A 22,585-nucleotide genomic window follows, 5' to 3' on the forward strand; every position below is an offset into this window, starting at 1 on the left:
GACCAAGGTTGCGGCCGCGCTGGGAGGATGCGGCGACCGGGAAATCAGTTGGCTGGAGAGGGAGATCGGGCTTTGCGGCCTGTCTTTTCGCCAGCCCGATCTTCTTGGCGCTTCCGGCTCCGGAAATCCCGAACGGTTTCTGAAAATTTTCCGATGTTTGGGTGAGGCGGCCTTGGAATTGCGCAGGGGAGACGCCGATGCCGCGCTCAAACCGTCCAGAAATAGCGCACCAGGTGGAAGAAGATCGGCGCGGCGAAGACCAGGCTGTCGGTGCGGTCGAGCATGCCGCCATGGCCCTCGATCAGATGCCCCCAATCCTTCACGCCCTGGTCGCGCTTGATGGCGGAAGCGACCAGCCCGCCGAGGAACCCCATCGTGCAGGCGACGAAGGCGACGGCCGAGGCCTGCAATGGCGAGAACGGCGTGATGAAGGCGAGCAGCGCGCCGAGCAGGCTCGAGGCGACGAGCCCGCCGATCAGCCCCTCCCAGGTCTTCGACGGCGAGACCTTTGGCGAGAAGCGGTGCTTTCCGAACAGCTTGCCGAAGATGTACTGCAGCACGTCGCTGCCCTGCACGACGATGATCAGGAAGGCGACGAGCAGCAGGTTGCGGCCCTCGAAGCCGGGCACGTTCAGCGTCAGCAGCGCAGGGACGTGGCTGACGCAATAGACCGCGATCATGATCGCCCATTGCTGCGCCGAGACGCGCTCCAGGAAGCGCTCGGTATCGCCGTGCAGTGCCGTGATCGCCGGCATCAGCAGGAAGCAGTAGACCGGGATGAAGATGACGAACAGCCCGTACCAGGCCGTCCACACCAGCCAGTATTGGAACGGAATGACGATGCCGAACATGCCGAGCAGAACCCAATGGTCGCTGCGGCGGCTGTGCGTCAAGGTCACGAACTCGCGCAGCGCCGCGAACGAGATCAGCGCGAACAGGATGGTCATGCCGTAGCGGCCGAAGAAGAAGGCGACCGTCATCAGCGCCACCATGACCCACCAGGCATTGATGCGCTGGGTGAGGTTGGTGAGCGTCGCGCTGAGCGGCTTCGGCGCCCGCGCCGACAGCACAGCGGCGGTGGCGCTGGCGGTGGTCAGCACCACGAAAAGGCCGATGATCAGGATGCTGATTTCGTGGCGCATCATTCGTCTCGATCAGGGCGCGGATTGAGCGCCAGAAGTTCGGCCCGGGCGCGTTCGAGGAAGGCGCGGCGTTCCTCGCCCGGCGCCACCGCCACCGGCGCGCCGAAAACGACGCGGCAAAGCAGCGGCACCGGCAGGAACTGGCCCTTGGGCAACACGCGCGACATGTTCTCGATCCAGCACGGGATCAGCTCCACTTCCGGCCGCGCGATCGACAGATTGTAGAGCCCGGAGCGGAACGGCAGCAGCTCGTCGCTCATGTTGCGCGTGCCTTCCGGGAAGATGATCAGCGAATGACCCCGGTCGAGGACGGAAAGCATGACGGAGATCGGGTTCTCTTCCGGCCTCGTCCATTGCCGGCTGATCAGCACGGAGGACAGCATGTCCTCGGCGATGAAGCGGCGCAGCCGCGACTTTCGCCAATATTCGGCGGCGGCGACCGCATGTGTGGTGGCGCGTTCTCTTTCGCTGAGGCAGGCCGACAAAAGGATGAAATCGCCATGGCTGGTGTGGTTGGCGAAATAGATGCGCTGCCGGTCCGATGGCTGGCAACCGCTCCAGATCGGACGCACGCCGGTCACCGCCCGGGCCAGCGCGGACAGGCCGACCGAGGTCGCCGTCTGCAGCAGGGGGAAGGTCCGGAGCGACAGCTTGTTCATCCCGGCATCCAGAATCCGGCTGTCAGGAACGCGATGACGAAGATCGCGAAGGCGATGCGCTGCCGGGCAAGCAGGCGGCGCGTTCCGGCGATGCGGTCGTCGAGGGGGCGCGGAGACGAGGAGGCGGGCTTGAGCCGCATGCGCGCCAGGACGTCGTCGACAGCGGCGCATCCCGAACGCTCATCGTCATGGCTCGCCATCAGCCGGAACAGCAGCGCGTCGAAGGCGAGAAGCGCCGAAAACCCAAGCACCACGACGGCGCTTGCCGCCGCGACCAGCAGCGCCAGCACCGCGATCGGCGCCTGGAGCGCGCCGCGCGCCGAGGCGACCAAAGGCGCGAAGCCGTCGCAGACGAGCACGATCGCGGCCGGCCACGCGGCGTGCTTGATCAGCATGGCGGCAAAGGCGGCTGTCCGCTGCTGGTAGGCTTCGTCCGTCATGCCGGCTCGTCCAGTCCGATGCGAAGATGCACCGGTCGTCCGGACGCGGCGAGCTGCTTGCGTGCCTGGGATGGCGTGTGCGAGCGGCCGGTCGCGACGAGCCATCCGGCGACGACGGTGGCGCTGCGCTGGAAGCCGAGCGCGCAGCAGACCAGCACCGTGCCATGCCGGCGCGCCGGCTCGATCGCGGCCACCGCTTGGTCGAGCGTATCCGCCGGCGGCGGCAGCAGATCGAGCATGCCGAAGCTTTGCCAGCGGCCCGGCGCGTCGCCCGGTCGCTCAAGCTCGGCGGCGAGATCGATCACCGTGCCGAAGCCGTCAGCCTCGGCGGCGTTCGGGAACCGCCCAAGGAAGACGCCGTCGCTGACCGGCACGACCGGCGGCAGCTTGCGCGTCCAGGCCCAGACATTGACCTTGGCGCCCAGACGATAAGGCCAAAGCAGAATGCGGCTCGCCAGCGACACACGGCCATCCGCGGTCTTCTGGAACACTTTCGCGCCGGCCCCGGCATAGGCGAAGGCGACGATGGCCAGCGCCAGCGACGGCCATAGAAGCAACAAGGCGAGCGCGGAGAAGAAGGCGCCGACCGCAGCGCCCGTTAGCACCAGAGCGGCGCCCAGGGCGTAGTATAGCGCAAGCCGCAGTGCCTTGCCGTCGGTAGTCAGGCGGAAACCGGCGAACGGCAGCTCGCCCCGTGCCGGAAAGAGCCACAGGGCGAAGAAGCCGAGCAGCGCGCCGGTCGGGATGTCGATGAAATGATGCTGCCAGGTGGTCAGCACCGAGGCGCCGATCAGAAAGCACCAGCCGTGCCAGAGCCCCAGCAAAGGACCGGCGAGGCGCTGGCGCCAATGATCCCAGATGATCACCAACAGCGCGATATGCAGCGACGGCGCCTGGTTGAACGGCTTGTCGAAGCCGCCGAGCACCGCAAACAGGAAACCCGGCAGGCCGCTCGTTTCCGGCCGCACGAATGTGGCGGTCAGCGGAAACAGGATGAAGCAGGCGACGGCGACGATCTGCGCGGTGAGGTAGCGGCCGGCCAGCCGGTCGACGCCCTGGCGGCTGTCGTTGAGCAGGAGCGACAGTCCGTAGAACAGGTTGATCGACCAGTAGGGCACGATGGTCCAGGCGACGAACGGAACATGGTGTTCCCAGGAGAACACGATGCTGCCGACATGGTCGCGCGTCGATGCGAGCCAATTGGCGAAGCCGTAGGTCGAATAGAAGAACGGCGCGAGGAAGGCGAGCCACAGCGCTGCGCGCAGGACGACACGCCCATAGGGCTCGGCGCTGGGTGAAAGTGGCGGGGGCTCGGCACTGAAAGGCATGCGGCGGTGGTCCTAAAGCCGCCTTGCCAGCGAGACGGTGAAGATGCCCCATTGGTCGATGCGCTGGTCGAGCTTCTCGAAGCCTGCCGCCTCGACCAGCTGATCCATCTCGGCTTGCGTGCGCCGCCGCATCACCCAGGCCTGGCCGCCGCGATGCGAGGTCAGGCTGCGCGCGATCATTTCGAGCTGCGGATGCCAGGGCTGGTTGGTGTAAATGAGCAGGCTGCCTGGCTGCATGGCGCGGGCAAGGCCGCCGAGCGAGCGCGCAATCAGCGCATTGTCGGAGAAGAGCTCGTAAAGGCCGGAGACGATGGCGAGGTCCGGCGCCGGATCGAGCGCGGCGAGCCCGTCGCCGTCGAAGGCGTCGGCGCGCTGGAACGACACGCTGGCCGGCAATTGCTGCTCGGCGATCAGCTTGCGGCCGCGCTCGACATTGAGGTCGGAATAGTCGCGCAGCCGAACGCTGGTCGGTTGCTCCCGGCTCATGTCGATCGCATCGAGGACGTAGCGGCCGTGACCAGACGCAATGTCCAGGATGTTGGTTGGCCGCCCAGCGGCCTTCAGCATTGCCAGCGCCGAGCCGATCAGCTCTTCGATGTGAAGCTTGCGCTGGCGGATGCCGCGCCAGCCGATGGCGTGGAGGAAGGTCCGGTCGACCATGCGGCCGATCGGCCCCAGGCCGCGCGGCTCGTTCTCATAGACATAGTCGAGCGTCGAACCGGAATCGAAGCCGGTGGTAACGCCGACCTTCATGCCTTGCGAGAACCAGCTGCCGACGCGGATGAAGGCGCGGCTCGTCGCCCAGTAGAAGCCCCTGGGCGAAAGCAGATCGAGCGGCGAGGCGAGGCGGTCGGCCTCGTCGCGCGTGTAACCGGCGATGTCCGCCTGCTTCAGGTCGACAGCTTCCGCGGGTGCCGCGAACTGCGCTTCAAGGAACGGCCGGATCAGGTCGAGCGCCTTGGCGCGGTCGCGCTCGCCAAGTGTGTCGTGGAAGAAGCCCGGCAGCACGTGGCGCTCCTTCGCGCGGCTGCCGAGATTGACGAAGAACTCATGCTGCGGCGCGTGCCGCACCACCCAGTCGCTGCCCGACAAAAGAAGCTGCGTCGGCACGGTGATGGCGCGCGCATCGGCAACGATGCGCGCCGCGTGCTGATAGAGCTCGACCAGGATGTTCGAGGCGATCGGCCTTGTGATCAGCTTGTCGTTTTCGAAGGAAGCAATGCGCACAGGGTCATGAGTGAGAAGGTTCGCCTTGACGTAGGAATTGACGAAGAAGCGCCCCTTGATGTTCTGCCACAGCGCGATGCCTTCCTTGGCGAAAGGGACATAGAGTTTCACCGAGAAGGCGGGCGAGGCGAGCACCATGGCGCGCAGCTTGGGCGCATAGTCGTGCACCCACGCGGCCGCCAGCACCGCGCCGAAGGACTGCGCGATCAACGCGATGTCCTGCGCGGCAAAACCGTCCCTGGCGGCGATCTCGCGCATGAAACAGTCGATATCGCGCACCAGCGCGGCGAAAGACGGAGCGTAGCCGCGCTCGCCGGCGGAGCGGCCGTTGCCGCGCGCATCCCAGGCATAGAAGGCGTAGTCGGGCAGGCTGAGTTCGTCGACGAGATGCGCCATGCGGCCGCCATGCTCGTGTCCGCGATGGAAGAGCACGACCGCGCCCTTGGCCGTGGCCTGCATCGCCGGCCAGTAGCGGTAAAAGATCTGCGTGCCGTCATGGCTGCGGAAGGTGCGTTCCTGCGCCTGCCGCGCAAGGCTTTGCGCCGGCGCGCTGGCGACCTGTTCGTGAAGCATGGTGGTTCCCCCGGGCGGCATGGCGAGTCTCGGTGCTCAGCCGGTGCTGCCAATAAGACCGGCGCGTATCCGGTTTATGGCGGTCAGCAGCGAAAGCGTAGCCATGGCCGGAAACACAAACGGGGCGATTGCCTCCGGCCAGAGCCCGGCGGCGGCGAGCACGGCGACCACGCCGAGCGCCAGCGCCCTATCGCTCTTGCCGAACGGCCCGGCATAGTTTCGCCCGATCCCGGCTGCGATGCCGAGCACGCCGGCGAACTCGGTGAGCGCCGCGGCGATGGCAAAGGCGACGACGCCCCAGGCGCCGAATTGAGGAAGGGCGGCGAAGGGCAGGATCAGCGCGAGGTCGGAGACGACATCGCAGATCTCGTTGAGGTACATGCCGAGCGTCGAGGCCTGGCCATGCTCGCGCGCTAGCATGCCGTCAATGGCGTTGAGCGCCATGCGCAGGAAAAGCACCAGGGGGATGAGGAAGAGCAGCGGGCTCCAACCGGGGAGGATCGCGATCGCCGATCCAGCCGCGATGGACAGCAGCGCAGCCGCGACCGTTATGCCGTTGGCCGTCACACCCATCGCCGCCAGCCTGTTGACCAGCGGCCGCAGCCTGTCCTGGAAAGCCGGCTTCAGCGCATAGAGCGTCGGCATTGCGATGATCCCCCGATCCTCGCCGGCAGATGTATCACAAACATGCCGAACGGCACCAGCGCAGCTGCTAAAACACTGTGAATCCCAGACAGTTGGCACCATGCCATGCACCCATTGCCTGAAGACGACGCCGGAGCCGGCGCTCTGTGTCGCTCTCATGCCCGCCTTGGCGAGCTTCGACCATGCAGCCCTGGCATGGCCGCATGCGGTCGCCGGCTTTTGGAACAACGCAGCCACTTGAATAGTAAGCACGCTTATTATATATGCCGCTCATGGTTTCAGATGGCATCGACAGATTGGGATTTTTGATCCACGACGTGCAGCGCCTCATGCGCAAGCGCTTCGAGGCGCGCGCCAGCGGGTTGGGCCTTTCCTCGGCGCAGTGGCGGCTTCTCGTCCGCGTCGCCAAGGAGGCCGGTGTCGCGCAGGCGCGGCTCGCCGAGCTGCTCGAGATCGAGCCGATCAGCGTCTCTCGCCTCGTCGACCGGATGGAGGAGGGCGGCTGGATCGAGCGTCGCGCCGACGCGGCCGACCGGCGTGTGCGCATGATCTTCCCGACCGAAAAGGCCAACGCAGCCTACGCCGATGTCAAAAGCCTTGCCGGCGAGGTCTATGAGGAATCGCTCATCGGCGTGTCGCCGGAAGACCGTCGCATCCTGATCCAGGTGCTCGACACCATCGTGCAGAATTTGACGGACGGCGAGACGTCGTCCCTCGAAAAGATCAAGAATTCGGAAGGGCGGGCAGCATGAACGCGGCAGCCAAGAAAGCAGACGACAACGTCACCAAGCTCGAGATGGAAGCGCCGACGAAGCCGGACGCTGCGCCAGTCTCCGCGGCAGCGGAGCCGCAGCCCGCACCGGCAGCACCGAGGAAGAAGCGCCGCACCGGCCGTTTCCTTTTGATGGTCGCCCTGCCGCTGGCGTTGCTCGCGGGCGGCGCCTATGTTTGGGTCACCGGCGGTCGCTACCAGGAGACCGAGAACGCCAACCTGCAGCAGGCCCGGATTTCGATCGCCTCCGACACGGCCGGCCGCATCGTCCAGGTCGGCATTGCCGACAACCAGACGGTCAAGGCGGGCGACCTTCTCTTCGTCATCGATCCCGAGCCTTACAAGATCGCGCTGGCCCAGGCCGACGCGGCTGTCGCCGCCGCGCGGCTCAATGTCGAGCAGCTGCGCGCCGCCTACAGCCAGGCGATGGCGCAGCAGAAGTCGGCCAAGAGCGAGGTCGACTATGCGCAGTCGCAATATGACCGCGCCGCCGATCTCGCTGAGAAGGGCATCAATGCCAAGTCGTCGCTGGACGAGGCCCGCAACGACCTCGACAAGGCCAAGCAGCAGCTTGCGGTCGCCGAGCAGGGCATCATCAGCGCCAAGGCGGCGCTTGGCGGCAACCCCGACATCGAGACCGACAAGCATCCGAGCGTGATGTCGGCGCTCGCCGCGCGCGACAAGGCCGCCTACAACCTCTCGCAGACCACGGTGAAGGCGCCGTCCGACGGCATCGTCTACCAGGCCTCGTCCTTCAAGGTCGGCCAGTATGTCTCCGTCGGCACGCCGCTGTTCGCGCTGGTCGAGACCGACGACACCTGGATCGACGCCAACTTCAAGGAGACGCAGCTCACCAATATGAAGCCGGGCCAGAAGGCCGAGATCGTGGTCGACACCTATCCGGGCCGGACCTTCGAGGCGACCGTCAAGGCGATCGGCGCCGGCACCGGCGCCGAGTTCTCGCTGTTGCCCGCCCAGAACGCCACCGGCAACTGGGTCAAGGTCACCCAACGCATTCCCGTGCGCCTGGAACTGACCGACCCCGACGCCAAGATGGCGCTGCGCACCGGCATGAGCGCGACGGTCACCGTCGATACCGGCGTCGCGCGTGGCCTGCCGTCGATCTTCGGTCACGCCACGGCCGGCGAGCACGCGCAATAAAGCAAAGTGAAGCCCGAGGCATGAGCCTCCGCAAGGGAATGGTCTGAAGGGATGGAGGGAAAGCCAAGCGTTTGAGGCGAGCCGCGTCGCGGCTTTGATCGAAGTTGAAGCTTTCGACACCGACCTGTCGGTCCTCAGGTTTCCGGGCGGCAGGTATCCGCTCCAACAGAGACTTCCGGTCGATGTAACCCCCACATCGGTCCTCGCGTCCCACCGCGACGAGGGTCTCAAAGGAAGGCCTCGCCGCCCGGAAACCCAATGTACCCGTTTTTGTTACCTGCTGGAAGTTCAGCACCATGAGCACGCCCGAACCCTTCAAGGAAGTACCGCACCGCGGCCTGATCACGGTCGCGCTGATGCTGGCGACGGTCATGCAGGCGCTCGACACCACGATCGCCAATGTCGCGCTGCCGACCATGACCGGCGACCTCGGCGCCTCGCCCGACAACATCAACTGGGTGCTGACCTCCTATATCGTCGCCGCCGCCATCATGACGCCGGTCACCGGCTGGCTCGCCGACCGCCTCGGCCGCAAGGAGCTGTTCCTGGCCTCCGTCGTCGGCTTCACCATCTTCTCCATGCTTTGCGGCATGGCGTGGAGCCTCGAGACGATGGTGCTCTTCCGCCTGCTGCAGGGTGTGTTCGGAGCGGCGATCGTGCCGCTGTCGCAGACCTTCCTGCTCGATATCAATCCCCGCGAACGCCATGGCCAGGCCATGGCCATTTGGGGCGCCGGCATCATGCTGGGACCGATCCTCGGCCCGACGCTCGGCGGCTGGCTGACCGAGAATTTCAACTGGCGCTGGGTGTTCTTCATCAACCTGCCGGTCGGCATCCTCGCCTTCATCGGCATGGCCGCCTATCTGCCTGTCATCGCCAAGCGCGTGCGCAGCTTCGATTTCTTCGGCTTCGCCATGATCTCGCTCGGCGTCGGCGCGCTGCAGCTGATGCTCGACCGCGGCGGCGAGGTCGACTGGTTCTCCTCGACAGAGATCTGGATCGAGCTTGCGCTGTCGATCACCGGCTTCTGGGTGTTCATCATCCACACGGTGACGTCCGAACGTCCCTTCATCGATCCAAAGATATTCCTCGACCGCAATTTCGTGACCGGGCTCGGCTTCATCTTCGTCATGGGCGTGCTGATCCTGGCTTCGATGTCGCTGCTGCCGCCGATGCTTGCCAACATCTTCGGCTACCCGACCGTCACCATCGGTGTCGTGTTGGGGCCGCGCGGCATCGGCACGATGATTTCGATGCTGTTCGTCGGCCGCATCATGCATAGGATCGACGCGCGTATTCTGGTCGCGATCGGCTTCCTGCTCACCGCGCAGTCGCTTTACACCATGGCGAGCTTCACGCCGCAGATGGACAACTGGCTGATCATCTCTTCGGGCGTCATCCAGGGCCTCGGCATGGGCATGGTGTTCGTGCCGCTCTCGGCAGTGGCCTTCGCCACGCTCGACGCGCGCTACCGCACCGACGCCACCTCGCTGTTCAGCCTGGTGCGCAATCTCGGCTCGTCGATCGGCGTCTCGGTGGTTGCGGCGCTGATGGTGCAGAACACGCAGATCAACCACAGCGAGCTCGGAGCCTTCGTCAACCCCTACAACCCCAACCTATGGGCAGCTTCGCCCGCGGCGGCGAGCGGTGATCCCATGGCCCTTTCGCAGGTCGACAGGCTGGTCAACGTCCAGGCGATGATGATCTCCTACATCAACGACTTCAAACTCCTGATGGTGATGACGCTGCTGGCCGTCCCGTTCGTCATCCTGCTGCGCAAGCCGAAGGCCGCGCCCGCGGGCGGCGCGCCGGCCGCGCATATGGATTGATTTTCATCGCGCCGCCTCTGCGATGCATAATCTCCCCCTTGAGCGGGAGACGTCGCCGAAAGGCGACAGAGGGGGTCGCCGCGCATGGAACGCCAACCTTCATCTGCACATCGCAAGCCGAGTCCGGTCGAACCGACCCCCTCTGCCTGCCGGCCATCTCCCCCTCAAGGGGGGAGATTACGCGTCGCTCCAGTCCCCTCTCTCCGCTACCTCCCCAGCACCAGTGCCCAGTAGCGCAGGCTGGGATCGCGGCCGTCGCGCACGTAAGCCAACCCGAAGCGGCTGAAATCCGGGTCGAGCATGTTGCGCCGGTGGCCGTCCGAATGCATCCAGATGTCAAACAGCTTTTGCAGGTCGAAACGTCCCTCGGCGATGTTTTCGCCCGCGGCGCCGCGCACGCCGTTGCCCTTCATGCGCGAGGCGAAATCCTTGCCCCAGCCGGTCGTGTGGCTCATACGGGCGCGCGACGCCATATAGCCGGCCTGCTGCAGCGCCGCCTGTTCGAGCTGCGCGTCCGGGATGAGCGCCGGCAGTCCGGCCGATGTGCGGATTGTCCTCAACGTGCCTGTGGCGGAAGACGACACGCCGGCGGCTTCGCCGGTCGGCAGCTGGACGCTGGTGCAGGCGGCAATGCCGCCGAGCGCCGCAAGGCCGACGGTCTTGAGCAATGTGCGTCTGTCGAGATGGGGGGAATCGGTGGTCAGGCTGGTCATCCGGCCTCTGATACCGGCGATCGTGGCTTTTGCCGGGCAGCCGATGAAAATCGCGTTATGCGGCGACATCCTCCGGGAGATCGGTTATCATCCCGGCGTTCTAGAAGTGGCAGCCACGGGCGGGCCACCCAGGCGGTGACCGCCCCCCGAGCGATACGGAGGACGGTTATGGCTGGTTTTCATGTCATGGCGGACGCGCAAGGGCTGCATGTGCAGCCCACGGTGCGCCACATCACCACGTCGGATCTATGGGACGCGCTAAGGCTCGGCGCCGAGGATTTCTGGGCCAAGCCCTCGCACTACGTGTTCCTGTGCCTGATCTATCCGGTCGTCGGCCTGATCCTGACGCGGTGGACCTCCGGCTCGAGTGCAATCCAGCTCGTCTATCCGCTGATGTCGGGCTTTGCATTGATCGGTCCCTTCGCGGCGATCGGCCTCTACGAGATCAGCCGCCGGCGCGAGCTCGGCATGAGCAGCCGCTGGCACCATGCGCTCGACGTGCGCCGTTCGCCGGCGCTGCCCTCGATCGCGGCGATCGGCGTCCTGCTTTTCGCGCTGTTCCTTCTGTGGCTGTTCACCGCGCAGTCGATCTACACCAGCCTGTTCGGCGCGGAGCCGCCGGCCTCCGTCGGAACCTTCCTGAGCGACGTGCTGACGACCGGCAAGGGCTGGACGCTGATCCTGCTCGGCAACGCTGCCGGCCTCGTCTTCGCGATCGTGGTGCTCGCCACCACCGTGATTGCCTTCCCGCTGCTGCTCGACCGCGATGTCGGCGCCGTCTCGGCGATCGAGACTTCGGCGCGCGCCGTAATAGTCAACCCGCTGCAGATGGCGCTCTGGGGCCTGACGGTCGCGGTGCTGCTGGTGATCGGCTCGATCCCGCTGTTTGCCGGCCTTGCCGTCGTCATGCCGGTCCTCGGCCACGCGACCTGGCATCTCTATCGCAAGGTGGTGGAGCCGCAGGATATCCGGCCCATCCGCCGGCCGATGTAGGCCGCGCCGGCTCGAACAAAGCAGACGTCCCGAAGCGGTTTACCGAGCCTGGTTCATGAAGATGTTCTTGAGGTCGCTCAAGGGGGCGGCTTTCGTGGCCGGGCTTTGGGTTGTCGGCTGCATTGATACTACGCGTGCCAACGCTGACGAGTTGGTGCATTTTGAAAGCGCGGCCGTGAAGCCGACGCCGTTTCAGGAGCGCATTGCGCAACAAAACTGGCGAGCGCTCCAGGCCATTCCCGGCACGGCATTGAATGGGTATCTGACGCGACCGCCGGGTGAGGGGCCGTTCCCGGCGGTCGTCGTTCTCCACGGATGTTCGGGCCTATTCCCAACTGTAGAGAAAACCTGGTCGCAGCGGCTGTCTTCCTGGGGTTACGTCGTACTCGTTGTCGACAGCTTCAGCACGCGCGGTATTCGCGAGACGTGTGATCACGGCCTGCTCACCGATGGCAGCCTGTTTGCTGATCGCGTTTATGACGCCTACGGCGCCTTGGAGTTCCTGTCCAAATTGAGTTTCGTCGACCCGCAGCGCACAGCGTTGATGGGGTTCTCCGCCGGTGGGATCGCAACGCTCGAGGCCGTGCAACTTGGCGGCGCCGAGCGGCTGATGGATCGCAAGTTCAAGGCGGCTGTCGCTTACTATCCGAATTGTTCGGCTACGAATGGCGACGTGGCGGTCCCGACATTGATCCTGATCGGCGAGCTCGACGATTGGACCCCCGCCAAAGATTGCCGGGAAATGATGGCGCAGCGCAGCGGCAAGGGCAGCGCCGTGCAGCTTGATGTCTTCAAGGGCGCTCGTCACGCCTTTGCCTCCCCGTCATTCAAGACGGGCACCGAGCAGTATGGCCACCGGGTGGAGTACAACGCAGCTGCGGCCGAAAAATCGGCAAGCGACGTCCACACGTTTTTGAAGCAGGCCTTCAGCGGATAACAGCCATAGCCCCGATCATCCGATCTCAGCGCTGCGCCTCGGTCGCCATCTTCAAAGCCAGCGCCGTCAGCACCGTGCCCATCATCCAGCGCTGGACGACCAGCCAGAACGGCCGTCCGGCGAGGAAGGTGGCGATCGAGCCCGCCGTCACCGCGATGATGGCGTTGACGGTCAGGCTGATCGAGATCTGCGTCACGCCGAGCACCAGAAGCTGCGACAGCACATGGCCCTTGGCCGGGTTGATGAACTGCGGCAAGAGCGACAGATAGAGCACCGCCACCTTCGGATTGAGCAGGTTGGTCATCAGCCCCATGACGAACAGCTTGCGCGGCCTGTCCTTCGGCAGCTCGCGCACCTGGAATGGCGAGCGGCCGCCGGGCCTTAGCGCCTGCCAGGCGAGCCACAGCAGGTAGAGCGCGCCGGCAAAGCGCAGCGCGTCATAGGCATAAGGCACGGCGAAGATCAGCGCGGTGATGCCAAAGGCCGCGGACACCACATAGAACAGGAAGCCCAGCGCCACGCCGCCCAGCGAGATCAGCCCGGCCCTCGGCCCTTGCGACAGCGAGCGCGAGATCAGATAGATCATGTTCGGGCCGGGTGTGAGCACCATGCCGAGGCAGATCAGCGCGAAGGTCAGATGGTTGGCGGCGTCGGGCATGGCTTGATCTCCAGCACCTGCGGCAGAGAAGGTCCGATGCCGGCGGGTACGGACATGTGCCTTGTGCCGCGCACGAGCGCAAGGGACTTGCCGGCGCCGTTCGTTGCGCCAGGGCGGGCAGTGCCGCAGGCTTTGGCAGCCTTTCTACTCACCGACGATCGAGGCTGCCGGACGAGGCGAGGTTATAGGATCGGCATGACGAAGGACGATCTTCCACGCGCCTTTCTCCCGCCGAAATATAGTGGTGGTTCGAAGTGCGATCGAAACAAGCTTGTCGCTGCCGCCGACCTTGGATCGGACCCGCTCGATCTCGATGATGTAACCCAAGTCGGTCGTTGCGTACTCGGAAATTCGGTCGAAGCCGATAACCTCTCCGTCTCGGTAGTTGGTAGCGGCACGGTCCATCGTTTCGGCAGCCTTCTTCCATCCTTTTGCCGGCGGGCCGAATGGATTGGCGATGACGACGTCATCCCGTTGTGAGAAGAGACTTTTCAATGGTTTGGGATTGCCCTTGACGAAGGCATCCAGGGCTAAATGATCCTGCTCGATGAGTTTCGCGAGGTCTGACAGCATCTCAGCATCCTCCGATGAAGGGGAAAGAGAATACTATCTGAAATCAAGCCCCTGATCCTGCCTTTTCGCTTCTTGGCGCGCCGGCGTTAGTTTATGTCCCTTACCCCACCACGCGCAAATTCGATAGCTCGTTCGCAATCTCCTTGAAATTGTCGGACAGCGTCGCGCCGGTTGCATTCCAGAAAAGCTTGGCGGGCTTGCTGGGGTCGGCGGGATCCTTGCGGAAGCGGGAGTCGGATGAGCAGGTCTTCAGGGCGTCCATCGCCTGCTTGTCGCCGGCGTCGGTCGCGGACATGTCGAGCGCAACCGTCATCACCATGATGTTGGCCGCCTTGGCGTGGTCGCAGAGCTTGGCCATCTGCTCGTTGAGCGCGTTGGTGTAGTTGCCCGAGGAATAGTTGAACTGGCCGATGTCGCTGGAGGTGCCGCCGAACAGGCGGGTGACCGAGGTGCCTTTGTAGCCGACGCCGGTATAGCCGTAGGCGGCATAGGTCGATTTGTTGCCGGCCGGATCGGAGTTCACCGTCGAATAGGTGTTCTCGCCGTCGGTAAGCACGATGACGACCTTGTCGTTGCCGCGTTCGGTCTCCGGCCGCCCTTCGGTGAACGGCGCCGTGCTGGAAACGGTGCGCCAGCCCCAGGCCATGCCTTCCGGCACGTTGGTGTTGCCGTTGGGCTGCATCAGGTCGACAGCCGCCTTGATGGCGGCCAGCCCGTCCGCAGTGGTGACGTCGGTGAGCGGCGTGACCGGCGTCGTGGTGCAGCTATAGTTGGGACCGGCGCCCGTTGCCAGCACCGGCGCATTGATCGGCCGCGGCATGAAATATTTGGCCATGTTGGATTGGCGCGTCTTGCCGGTGGTGCTCGACGGATCGTCGTTCCACCAGCTGTTGGCGGCGCCGTAGGTCGCGGGGTTCGGCTCGTCGGGATCCTGCGTCACCTTCCAGTGGTTGCCGGGTTCGTCGGGCGCGAACATCGGCACGAACATGGTCGCCGGGTCGCCTACCCCGATGCCGGTGTTGTTCGGCCCGCCGGACGCAGGCGTATCGTCGACATTGTAAGGGTAGGGACGCACTTCGACGCAGCCCTGCCAGCTCGCGAACGGGCCGTAGGTGTCGTTGTAGTCGTATTCGTTGTGGCTTCGCTTGCAGGTGTTGTTGGACCGGTATTCGTCGCAGACGACGCGCTTGCTGCCGACGATGCGCTCGTGGCTGGTGACCACCTTCATGTCGCGATAGAGCGAAAAGCGGGTCAGCGCCTGGCCTTCCTCGGTCCCCCAGCCGGTGCCGTTCTTGTACCAGATGCCGTTGATCTTCTGGGCGTGCTGATCGGCGGCGTTGAGCGTCGACCAGTCGAAATTCTCGTTGGCGACAGGCGACAGCCCGTAGACATCCATCCAGGAGGCGTTGTCGTTGTCCGGTCCGACATTGACCGAAGCCGCGAAGGGCACCAGGCTGAACTGGACCGGCTTGTCGATCTGCTTGATCTGCGCCGCCTGCTGCGCAAGCGTGTCGACCAACTGCTTGGCGGCCTGTTTGAGCAGGTCGATGCGCTTCTGCCCCGTGCCGGATCCTTTCGTCGACATCGAGCCCGAATTGTCGAGCACCATCGCCACTTCCAGTGTGTTCTTCAAGCGCACCTGTGACTTCATCTCGAGCTCAACGGGCTTTTTCGCGTCGACTTCGTCGACGCCGACGAGCATTGCCGAAGCCGGATAGAAATAGGGATGGTAGGTAAGCGTGGCGCTCATTGTCAGCAAGCCGCCGCCGGCCTGGCTGGTGGGCAGGGTGATGTTGAGCGCTACGTCCGCGGGGTCGATGGTGTTGAGGTTGGCGTTGAAGAAGTCGACGGCATAAGCCTTGATCTGGTCGTCGGTGGCGCCCTCCGCCAACCGCCTCGCGGCGGCAAAGTTCGCCGCATCGAGCGCATTCAGCACCATCTGCTTTTGGCGGTTGAGTTCGGTGAAATCGACTGCGATTGCCAGGGCGCCCATCAGCGGCACCATGGCGATCGCCGTCACCAGGGCATAGTTGCCACGCGGGTCGCGGCAAAAGCGAAGCCAGAATTCGCGCATCTTCGGCAAGCGGTTGCTCTTTCGGATCAGCTGACGATGCGCAGGTTCGACAATTCGTTGCCGATCGCCTTGAAGTCGTCCGAAAGCGTGGCGCCCGTCGAGTTCCAGAATAGCTTCGCCGGCTTGCTCGGGTCGGCCGGGTCCTTGCGGAAGCGGGAGTCGGAAGCGCAAGCCTTCAGCGCAGCCATGGCCTTCTTCTCGTCCGCCTTGGTATCGACCAGGTCGAGCGAAACCGTCATCACCATGATCCCGGCCGCCTTGGCGTTGGCGCACAGTGTCTGCATCTGTTCGTCCAGCGCGGCCGTATAGTTGCCGTCCGTATAGGTGGTCTTAGGCACCGCGGTGCTCGTATTCATGAACAGGCGCGTGACGCTTGCCAGTGCGGAATTGACTTTGCCTGTATAGCCATAGGCCGCATAGGTGGAACGGTTGTTGGCGTAACTGCCATCGCTGATTGCGCTGTAGGTATTGGCGCCGTCGGTCAGCACGATTACGACCTTGTCGTTGCCCTTTTCGTTGTTTGGCCGACCTTCGGTGAAGGGCTCGTTGCTTGAGACTGTCCGCCAGCCCCAGGCGAGCCCCTCGGGTACGTTCGTATTGCCAGTTGGCGCCATAGCATTGATGGCGTCAGTCAGTTGCTGCTTCTGCGCACTCACCGTGACGTCCTTGAGGGGCGTGATTGGACTGGTGGTGCAGGCTGCGTTCGGGCCGTCACCAGCACCGGCCGAAGTCGAACCGTAAGGCTTCACCAGAAAGTACTTCCGCATGTCCGATTGCCGCTGAACAGCGGTTGGGTTTAATGAATAGGGCCAGTCTGCCCACCAATTGTTCTCGTAGCCGTAGCTCAAGCTGTTGACATCGTTCGTGCCGTCGCGGTTGAAGTCGCGCCACAGCGTGCCGGGTTCGTCCGGAGCGAACATGGGCACAAAGAGCGTCGCAGGATTGGACGTGGTCGGCGTCGTGTCGTCGTCGTTGTAGGGATAAGGCCTCGCTTCGACGCACCCCTGCCAACTCGCATAGCGGCTGGTGGTGTAGACATATTGCGGGTCAGTCCAATGTCCGTCGGTGCATTTGCCCTTTTTGTTGTACGCGTCGCAGATGTACTGCTTTGAGTTCGGCACCTCTTCGCGACCCGATTCCACGGTCATGTCGGCATAAAGGCTGAAGCGGGTCAGGGGCTCACCCTTGGTATCGCCCCAACCGTCACCGCGTTTATACCAGGCGCCATTGACCTTCTCGGCGTACTTGTTCGGATCGTTGGCGGCGCTCATCGTCGTCCAGTCGAAGTTCTCGTGCTGGATCGGGGAGATACCATCTTGATCCATCCAGCTGTCGCCGTCATGCGTCGGCCCGACATTGACCGAGGCAGAGAACGGAACCAGCGAGAACTGCACCGGTTTGGAGATCTGCTTCATCTGCTGGGCCTGCAGCGCCAGCGTGTCGACCAGCTGCTTGGCGGCGGCTTTCAGCAGGTCAATGCGCTTCTGCCCGGTTCCCGAGCCCAGGGTCGACATCGATCCGGAATTATCCAGCACCAGCGCCACTTCCAGCGTGTTCTTAAGTCGGATTTCCGACCTCGCCGAAACATTGACAACGGTGTCGCCCGCAGTTCCGCCGAGCAGCATTGCCGCCGCCGGCAGGAAATAGGGGTGGTATTTCAGGGAAGCCTCCAGGACCAGGGTGCCGCCGCCCGCATTGTTATTGGGCAGCGTGACGGTCAGCGTCGTGTTGGCCGGAAGCACGTGCCTGAGATTGGCCTCGAAGAACTGCTTCGCGTAAGCCTTGGCGTCAGTGTCGCTCGCTCCGCTGACGATCTGCTGCGCTGTCGCGACGCCAGCAGCATCTAGGGCGCTGAGTGTCTCCTGCTTCTCTCTAACCAGCTCCGTAAAATCGACGGCCAGTGCCACGGCACCCATCAGCGGCACCATCGTGATGACCGTCAGCAGGGCGTAGTTGCCCCGCCTGTCGCCTATAAATCTGCCGATCATTGCGCTCAGCCCCACAGAAGACCCATATCGGTATGGGACCATGGTCGCATAGATCCTTAAATTTCAGCTTGCGTGAAACGTTCAAGCACGCACCGCCATTTTGACGGCGCGTTAACCCTGCGCTTCCGAACGGGCGTGGTCGCGGCTCGTCCCGGCGGCGATGGCGAAAGCTGGTGACAGGATGGAGCGCTTCGGTTATGCGGGACCGGCCATGGCGGCCTCCGAACCAAAAGGATGGCAGTCGCGGCTTTGCCCAAGACCAGCCTCAGGAAAACGGTATGGCGGACTCGCCAAACATCATCGCTTCGCTCGCCGATCTGACAGAAACCTACGCGGCCATTCTGTGCGACGTGTGGGGCGTGGTGCACAATGGCGAATGGCACTTCCCCGTCGCCGCGGAGGCGCTTGCCCGGGCGCGCGCCGCAAAAGTGCCGGTGGTGCTGATCACCAATTCGCCGCGGCGCAGCGCCGACGTCGTTGCGCAGATGCATGCGATCGGCGTTCCGGCAGATGCCTATGACCGTGTCGTCACCTCGGGCGACGTCACGCGCGACTTGATCGCCGAGGGACCGAGGAAGATCTTCCACATCGGGCCCGAGCGCGACTTCACCCTCTATGACGGCTTGGACGTCGAACTCGTGGAGGAATTCGAAGCCTCCGGCGTCGTCTGCACCGGGTTCTACGACGACGAGGTGGAGAAGCCCGCCGAATACGCGGAACTGCTGCAGCGGCTGCGTGCCCGCAATCTGCCCTTCATCTGCGCCAACCCCGACATCCTGGTCGAGCGCGGCGAGCGCACCATCTGGTGCGCCGGCGCGCTGGCGCGCGACTACGCGCAGCTTGGCGGCCGCACGCTGATCGCCGGCAAGCCCTTCGCGCCGATCTACAACCTCGCCATGAAGAAGGTCGCCGGACTGCTCGGCCACGCGGTCGAGCGCAAACAGGTTCTCGCCATCGGCGATGGCATGATGACCGACGTCAAGGGCGCCGCCGACAACGGATTCGACGTGCTCTATGTCTCGGGCGGGATTCATGCCCGCGACTATGGCGACCCGCTGCGGCCGGATCCCGAAAGGCTGGCGGGATTCCTCGCAACGCACGGCTATCGGCCGGTCGCCGTCATCCCGCGGCTGCAATAGGCGGGAAGCCGGACCATGACGGGCGCCCCGACATCACGCAGGTCGACATGACGCACGATTTCGAACGCATTTCGGCGGTCACGCCGTTGCCCGGGCATCTGCGCGGCGGCGTCGTGGCGATCGGCAATTTCGACGGCGTCCACCGCGGCCATCTGTCGGTGCTGGAGCGGGCGCTGGCCGAAGCCGGCCGCCGCGGCGTGCCGGCCCTGGTGCTTACCTTCGAGCCGCATCCGCGCAAGGTGTTCAGGCCGGACGTGCCGCTCTTCGTGCTGACGCCGCCGCCGATGAAGGCGCGGCTCCTGGCCAGGCTCGGCTTTGCCGCCCTCGTCGAGCAGCCGTTCACGCGCGACTTCGCCTCGCTCTCGGCCGAGGCATTTGTGACCGATGTGCTGGAAAACAGGCTGGGCGTCAGCCATGCCGTCACCGGTTTCGACTTCCACTTCGGCAAGGACCGCCAGGGCGGCCCGGCCTTCCTGATGGCGGCAGGCGAGCGCCACGGCTTCGGCGTCACGCTGGTCGACGCCTTCCGCGACGAAGGTGCCGAGGTGGTCTCGTCGAGCCGCATCCGCGCCCTGCTTTGCGAAGGCAAGGTCGGGGAAGCAGCCAGCCTGCTCGGCTATCGCTTCACCATCGAGAGCGAGGTGATCGCCGGCCAGCAGCTCGGCCGCACGCTTGGCTTTCCAACCGCCAATATGAAGCTTTCGCCGGAAGCCACTCTGAAGGAAGGCATTTACGCCGTCCGCTTGCGCCGCGCCGATGGCACGCTCCATGACGGCGTCGCCAGCTTCGGCCGCCGGCCGACCGTCGACGATAATGGCGCGCCGCTGCTCGAAACCTATGTCTTCGACTTCTCCGGCGATCTCTACGGCGAGATCTGCCAGGTGTCGTTCTTCAGCTATCTGCGCCCCGAGCTCAAATTCGATGGGCTCGATGCGCTGGTCGTGCAGATGAAGCGCGACGAGGCCGAGGCGAGGGCGCTGCTTGCAGGTGTGCGTCCGCTGTCGGAGCTGGACGCCGCCATCTGCTTCTGAGGTCTGGCAGGCGCGGTGGCGAAGAGAAGCCTCAAAGCGCCTGCGTCCGGCTAGCAGATTGCAAACCTTGGCGATTGGCGAAACGCCCTCTCATGTCGTCATCCCAGGGTCTTCGCGACGGAGCTTCGCTCCTGCTTCGCCCTGGGATGACCATGTTGGGCAGGCTTCGGCCGATCGCGAAGGTCGAGTTCCCTACCGCTTGAGCGCCAGTCCGGTGGCAATGAAGCTCCAGCCTTGGAAGACCAGGTCGACGGCCAGGAACATGCCGAGCACCCACAGGCTGTTGACCGGCCAGCCCATGGCGATGATCAGGCCAAGCAGGATGGTGATGATCGCGGCTGCCAGCAGCCATCCCCAGCCTTGCTGCGGCCGGTGGTTCCAGGCGACCCAGGCCCTCAGCAGCCCGGAAGCAATGAGCGCGACGGCGAGCAGAAACGTCAGCACTGCCGAGGCGAGAAGCGGGTTGTAGAAGGCGAAAAAGCCGGCGACGGCATAGAGCAGGCCACTGAGCAACCAGTAGAAGAAGCGCCCCCAGGTCTTGACGCCGAAAGCATGGATGATCTCGATGACGCCCGCCATCAGCATCAGCCAGCCGACGACATAGACCGAAGCGACGGTGGCGATGAAGAGATTGCCGAAGGCGATGCCGCCGAAAATCAGCAGCAGCACGCCAAGCGCCACGAACCACCCCCATTTGTCGCGCGTGCGTCCGATCGCGTCTTCCAGGGTATTGCCTTGCAAGCTCATGGCTTCGTCTCCCTGCAGAGTTCGCCGCGCATCCTGCGGTTGAAGGAAGGTAATCCCGATGTGATCACCCGTCCAGCGCGGTGGCTATTGCCAAGATGCACCGAAGCTGGTGTCATTTGACTTTGCGCAATGGAGGTACGGCGATGAAGCGATCCTATGGGCTCGCCCTGTTTTCCTCGGCTCTCGCCCTGTCCACTGTCGCTTCGCCTCTCGCCTTCGCGGCGCAGCCCGGCGATCCGCCGGACGGCATCGCCAAGATCGAGACGGTGGTCGTCATCTTCGCCGAGAACCGCGCCTTCGATAATCTCTATGGCCATTTTCCGGGTGCCGAGGGCATCGACAAGGCGAGCAAGGAAAGCTTGCAGCAGCGCGACCGTGACGGCTCGGTCCTGTCAGAGCTGCCGCCGGTCTGGGACGGGCTGACCGCCAAGGGCGTCACGCCGCCGGTGACGCAGGCAATGACCGAGCACCTTCCGAACGAACCGTTCACGGTGAACGACCCAAAAGGGTTCAACGTGCCGCTCAGCGTCGTGACGCATGATCTGTGGCATCGCTTTTACCAGAACCAGATGCAGATCAACGGTGGCAAGAACGACATGTTCGTCGCCTGGGCCGATTCAGGCGCCATGCCGATGAGCAACTGGGACGCCTCCAAGACCGATATGTGGGCCATTGCGCAAAAATACGTGCTCGCTGACCATTTCTTCATGGGCGGCTTCGGCGGCTCCTTCTTCAATCACCAGTGGCTGATCTGCGCCTGCGCGCCGTACTACGCGAATGCCGACAAGAGCCCGGCCAAGCCGTCGATCGCGGTGACGGACGCCAGCGGCACAGCGCTGAAGATCGCCGACAATTCGCCGAAATCGGCGCGCGACGGGATCCCGAAATTCGTCTCCGACGGCAACCTGACGCCGGATTTCTACGCGGTGAACACCATGCAGCCGCCATACCAGCCGAGCGGCAACGATCCGGCGCCCGGCGGCGATCGGCTGCTCGCGGATCCTAGCAAGCCCACCACGCTGCCGCCGCAGACGGAACCGACCATCGGCGACATGCTCAGCCTCAAGCACATAAGCTGGGCGTGGTATTCCGGAGCCTGGCAGTACACGCTCGACCACGGCAACAAAACACCGATCCCGAACTTCCAATATCATCATCAGCCGTTCAACTATTACGCCAATTACGCTCCGGGCACCGAGGCCAGGCGCGAACATCTGCGCGACGCCGGGTTGGCTGGCGCGAGCTTCATCCAGGCCATTGACGACGGCGCCCTGCCGCAGGTCTCTTTCTATAAGCCGCAGGGCAATCTCAACGAGCACTCCGGCTATGCCGACATCCAGGCCGGCGACCGCCATATCGCCGACGTCGTGGCTCATCTGGAAAAGAGCCCGCAATGGCCGCACATGCTGGTCGTCGTCACCTATGATGAGAACGGCGGCATCTGGGATCACGCCGCACCGCCCAAGGGCGACCGCTGGGGACCGGGCACGCGCATTCCCGCGATCATCATTTCGCCCTTCGCCAAGCGCGGCTATGTCGATCATACCCCTTATGACACGACGTCGATCCTACGCTTCATCACCGAGCGTTTCGAATTGCCGGTCCTGCACGGCATCGTGGTTCGCGACAAGGCCGTAGCCGCGCATGGCGAGCCGCCGCTCGGCGATCTTACCGGTGGGCTCGACCTGAATTGAGGGCGCGTTTTCGGAGGACCAACATGGACGCCGACCGGATCGTCGCGCTGGTCACGGCTGCCGGCATCGAGCTCACCGACCGCCGCCGCAACGCCAAAGGTGATGGTTGGTCGCTTAGCTTCTCCAGCGGCGCCACTGTTGAGGTGGGTGACGACGGATCGGCGCGCGTTGCCGGGAAGGGCTCGAAGGCCGTGGCCAAGCTGCTGGACATGCCGCACGCGCCGCGCGGCAGCTGAGCCGGGCGGCCGATCTCCATGCTGGC

At 64.4% G+C, this 22,585-nt stretch carries 21 protein-coding genes; 9 read left to right on the top strand and 12 right to left on the bottom strand.

Going from position 1 to position 22,585, the window contains the following annotated elements; all coding sequences use genetic code 11:
• Positions 1-206 precede the first annotated feature (206 nt).
• From CK221_RS15790 to CK221_RS15815, 6 genes are read right to left on the bottom strand one after another with little or no spacing between them, the layout of a single operon-like run.
• Positions 207-1,142 carry a phosphatidate cytidylyltransferase gene (locus tag CK221_RS15790; protein WP_066996678.1) on the bottom strand — a complete coding sequence of 312 codons (936 nt, stop codon included), beginning with the start codon at positions 1,140-1,142 and terminating at the stop codon, positions 207-209.
• Positions 1,142-1,801 carry a lysophospholipid acyltransferase family protein gene (locus CK221_RS15795; RefSeq protein WP_095778363.1) on the bottom strand — a complete coding sequence of 220 codons (660 nt, stop codon included), beginning with the start codon at positions 1,799-1,801 and terminating at the stop codon, positions 1,142-1,144. Before CK221_RS15795 ends, CK221_RS15790 begins: the two co-directional genes overlap by 1 nt.
• On the bottom strand, positions 1,798-2,241 hold the full coding sequence (locus CK221_RS15800; RefSeq protein WP_095778364.1) for a hypothetical protein: 444 nt from the start codon (positions 2,239-2,241) through the stop codon (positions 1,798-1,800). Before CK221_RS15800 ends, CK221_RS15795 begins: the two co-directional genes overlap by 4 nt.
• Positions 2,238-3,569: a phosphatase PAP2/dual specificity phosphatase family protein gene (locus CK221_RS15805; protein ID WP_095778365.1), complete on the bottom strand. Its 1,332-nt coding sequence runs from the start codon at positions 3,567-3,569 to the stop codon at positions 2,238-2,240. The genes CK221_RS15800 and CK221_RS15805 overlap by 4 nt, the downstream gene beginning before the upstream one ends.
• Before the next feature lie 12 nt (positions 3,570-3,581).
• Positions 3,582-5,369, bottom strand: coding sequence for a bifunctional alpha/beta hydrolase/class I SAM-dependent methyltransferase (locus CK221_RS15810; protein ID WP_179295144.1), 1,788 nt, complete (start codon positions 5,367-5,369; stop codon positions 3,582-3,584).
• Positions 5,370-5,405: 36 nt separating this feature from the next.
• Positions 5,406-6,014, bottom strand: coding sequence for a CDP-alcohol phosphatidyltransferase family protein (locus tag CK221_RS15815; protein WP_095778367.1), 609 nt, complete (start codon positions 6,012-6,014; stop codon positions 5,406-5,408).
• A gap of 272 nt (positions 6,015-6,286) precedes the next feature.
• Between CK221_RS15815 and CK221_RS15820 the strand changes: the two genes are divergently transcribed.
• The 3 genes from CK221_RS15820 to CK221_RS15830 all read left to right on the top strand — a co-directional run bounded on the left by CK221_RS15820 (position 6,287) and on the right by CK221_RS15830 (position 9,776).
• The gene (locus CK221_RS15820) at positions 6,287-6,766 is read left to right on the top strand and encodes a MarR family transcriptional regulator (RefSeq protein ID WP_095778406.1); all 480 of its coding nucleotides are present in this window, start codon (positions 6,287-6,289) and stop codon (positions 6,764-6,766) included.
• On the top strand, positions 6,763-7,947 hold the full coding sequence (locus CK221_RS15825; RefSeq protein ID WP_095778368.1) for an HlyD family secretion protein: 1,185 nt from the start codon (positions 6,763-6,765) through the stop codon (positions 7,945-7,947). The genes CK221_RS15820 and CK221_RS15825 overlap by 4 nt, the downstream gene beginning before the upstream one ends.
• 296 nt (positions 7,948-8,243) lie before the next feature.
• Positions 8,244-9,776 (top strand): DHA2 family efflux MFS transporter permease subunit, encoded by a 1,533-nt coding sequence (locus CK221_RS15830; RefSeq protein WP_095778369.1) that lies wholly within the window; start codon positions 8,244-8,246, stop codon positions 9,774-9,776.
• Between the two features lie 206 nt (positions 9,777-9,982).
• Here CK221_RS15830 and CK221_RS15835 read toward each other — a convergent pair whose 3' ends face one another.
• Positions 9,983-10,489, bottom strand: a complete 507-nt coding sequence (locus tag CK221_RS15835; RefSeq protein WP_066996688.1) for a CAP domain-containing protein — start codon at positions 10,487-10,489, stop codon at positions 9,983-9,985.
• 168 nt (positions 10,490-10,657) lie between these two features.
• Between CK221_RS15835 and CK221_RS15840 the strand changes: the two genes are divergently transcribed.
• Together CK221_RS15840 and CK221_RS15845 are read left to right on the top strand one after the other, a co-directional pair.
• Positions 10,658-11,482: a DUF2189 domain-containing protein gene (locus CK221_RS15840; protein ID WP_095778370.1), complete on the top strand. Its 825-nt coding sequence runs from the start codon at positions 10,658-10,660 to the stop codon at positions 11,480-11,482.
• A gap of 55 nt (positions 11,483-11,537) precedes the next feature.
• A complete protein-coding gene (locus tag CK221_RS15845) occupies positions 11,538-12,419 on the top strand; it encodes a dienelactone hydrolase family protein (RefSeq protein WP_245430657.1) in 882 nt (293 codons plus the stop codon).
• 25 nt (positions 12,420-12,444) lie between these two features.
• Here the strand turns inward: CK221_RS15845 and CK221_RS15850 are convergent, their stop codons facing one another.
• The 4 genes from CK221_RS15850 to CK221_RS15865 form a co-directional block, all read right to left on the bottom strand.
• Positions 12,445-13,077 carry a LysE family translocator gene (locus tag CK221_RS15850; protein ID WP_095778371.1) on the bottom strand — a complete coding sequence of 211 codons (633 nt, stop codon included), beginning with the start codon at positions 13,075-13,077 and terminating at the stop codon, positions 12,445-12,447.
• A gap of 144 nt (positions 13,078-13,221) precedes the next feature.
• Positions 13,222-13,650 carry a nuclear transport factor 2 family protein gene (locus tag CK221_RS15855; RefSeq protein ID WP_095778372.1) on the bottom strand — a complete coding sequence of 143 codons (429 nt, stop codon included), beginning with the start codon at positions 13,648-13,650 and terminating at the stop codon, positions 13,222-13,224.
• Positions 13,651-13,750: 100 nt separating this feature from the next.
• Positions 13,751-15,724 carry a pilus assembly protein TadG-related protein gene (locus tag CK221_RS15860; protein ID WP_179295151.1) on the bottom strand — a complete coding sequence of 658 codons (1,974 nt, stop codon included), beginning with the start codon at positions 15,722-15,724 and terminating at the stop codon, positions 13,751-13,753.
• Positions 15,725-15,750: 26 nt separating this feature from the next.
• Positions 15,751-17,712 (bottom strand): pilus assembly protein, encoded by a 1,962-nt coding sequence (locus CK221_RS15865; protein WP_095778373.1) that lies wholly within the window; start codon positions 17,710-17,712, stop codon positions 15,751-15,753.
• A 278-nt stretch (positions 17,713-17,990) separates the two neighbouring features.
• Between CK221_RS15865 and CK221_RS15870 the strand changes: the two genes are divergently transcribed.
• The gene (locus tag CK221_RS15870; RefSeq protein WP_095778374.1) at positions 17,991-18,851 is read left to right on the top strand and encodes a TIGR01459 family HAD-type hydrolase; all 861 of its coding nucleotides are present in this window, start codon (positions 17,991-17,993) and stop codon (positions 18,849-18,851) included.
• Positions 18,852-18,898: 47 nt separating this feature from the next.
• On the top strand, positions 18,899-19,882 hold the full coding sequence (locus CK221_RS15875) for a bifunctional riboflavin kinase/FAD synthetase (RefSeq protein WP_095778375.1): 984 nt from the start codon (positions 18,899-18,901) through the stop codon (positions 19,880-19,882).
• A 192-nt stretch (positions 19,883-20,074) separates the two neighbouring features.
• On the opposite strand, the gene CK221_RS15880 is transcribed toward CK221_RS15875, so the two are convergent.
• A complete protein-coding gene (locus CK221_RS15880; RefSeq protein ID WP_066996639.1) occupies positions 20,075-20,629 on the bottom strand; it encodes an HdeD family acid-resistance protein in 555 nt (184 codons plus the stop codon).
• 143 nt (positions 20,630-20,772) lie between these two features.
• On the opposite strand from CK221_RS15880, the gene CK221_RS15885 reads away from it, so the two are divergent.
• The gene (locus tag CK221_RS15885) at positions 20,773-22,323 is read left to right on the top strand and encodes an acid phosphatase (protein ID WP_245430658.1); all 1,551 of its coding nucleotides are present in this window, start codon (positions 20,773-20,775) and stop codon (positions 22,321-22,323) included.
• 23 nt (positions 22,324-22,346) lie between these two features.
• Entirely contained in the window at positions 22,347-22,559 is a 213-nt protein-coding gene (locus CK221_RS15890; RefSeq protein ID WP_095778377.1) for a hypothetical protein, read from the top strand.
• Positions 22,560-22,585: the final 26 nt, after the last annotated feature.

This window comes from Mesorhizobium sp. WSM3868 (assembly GCF_002294785.1).
Taxonomy (GTDB): domain Bacteria; phylum Pseudomonadota; class Alphaproteobacteria; order Rhizobiales; family Rhizobiaceae; genus Mesorhizobium.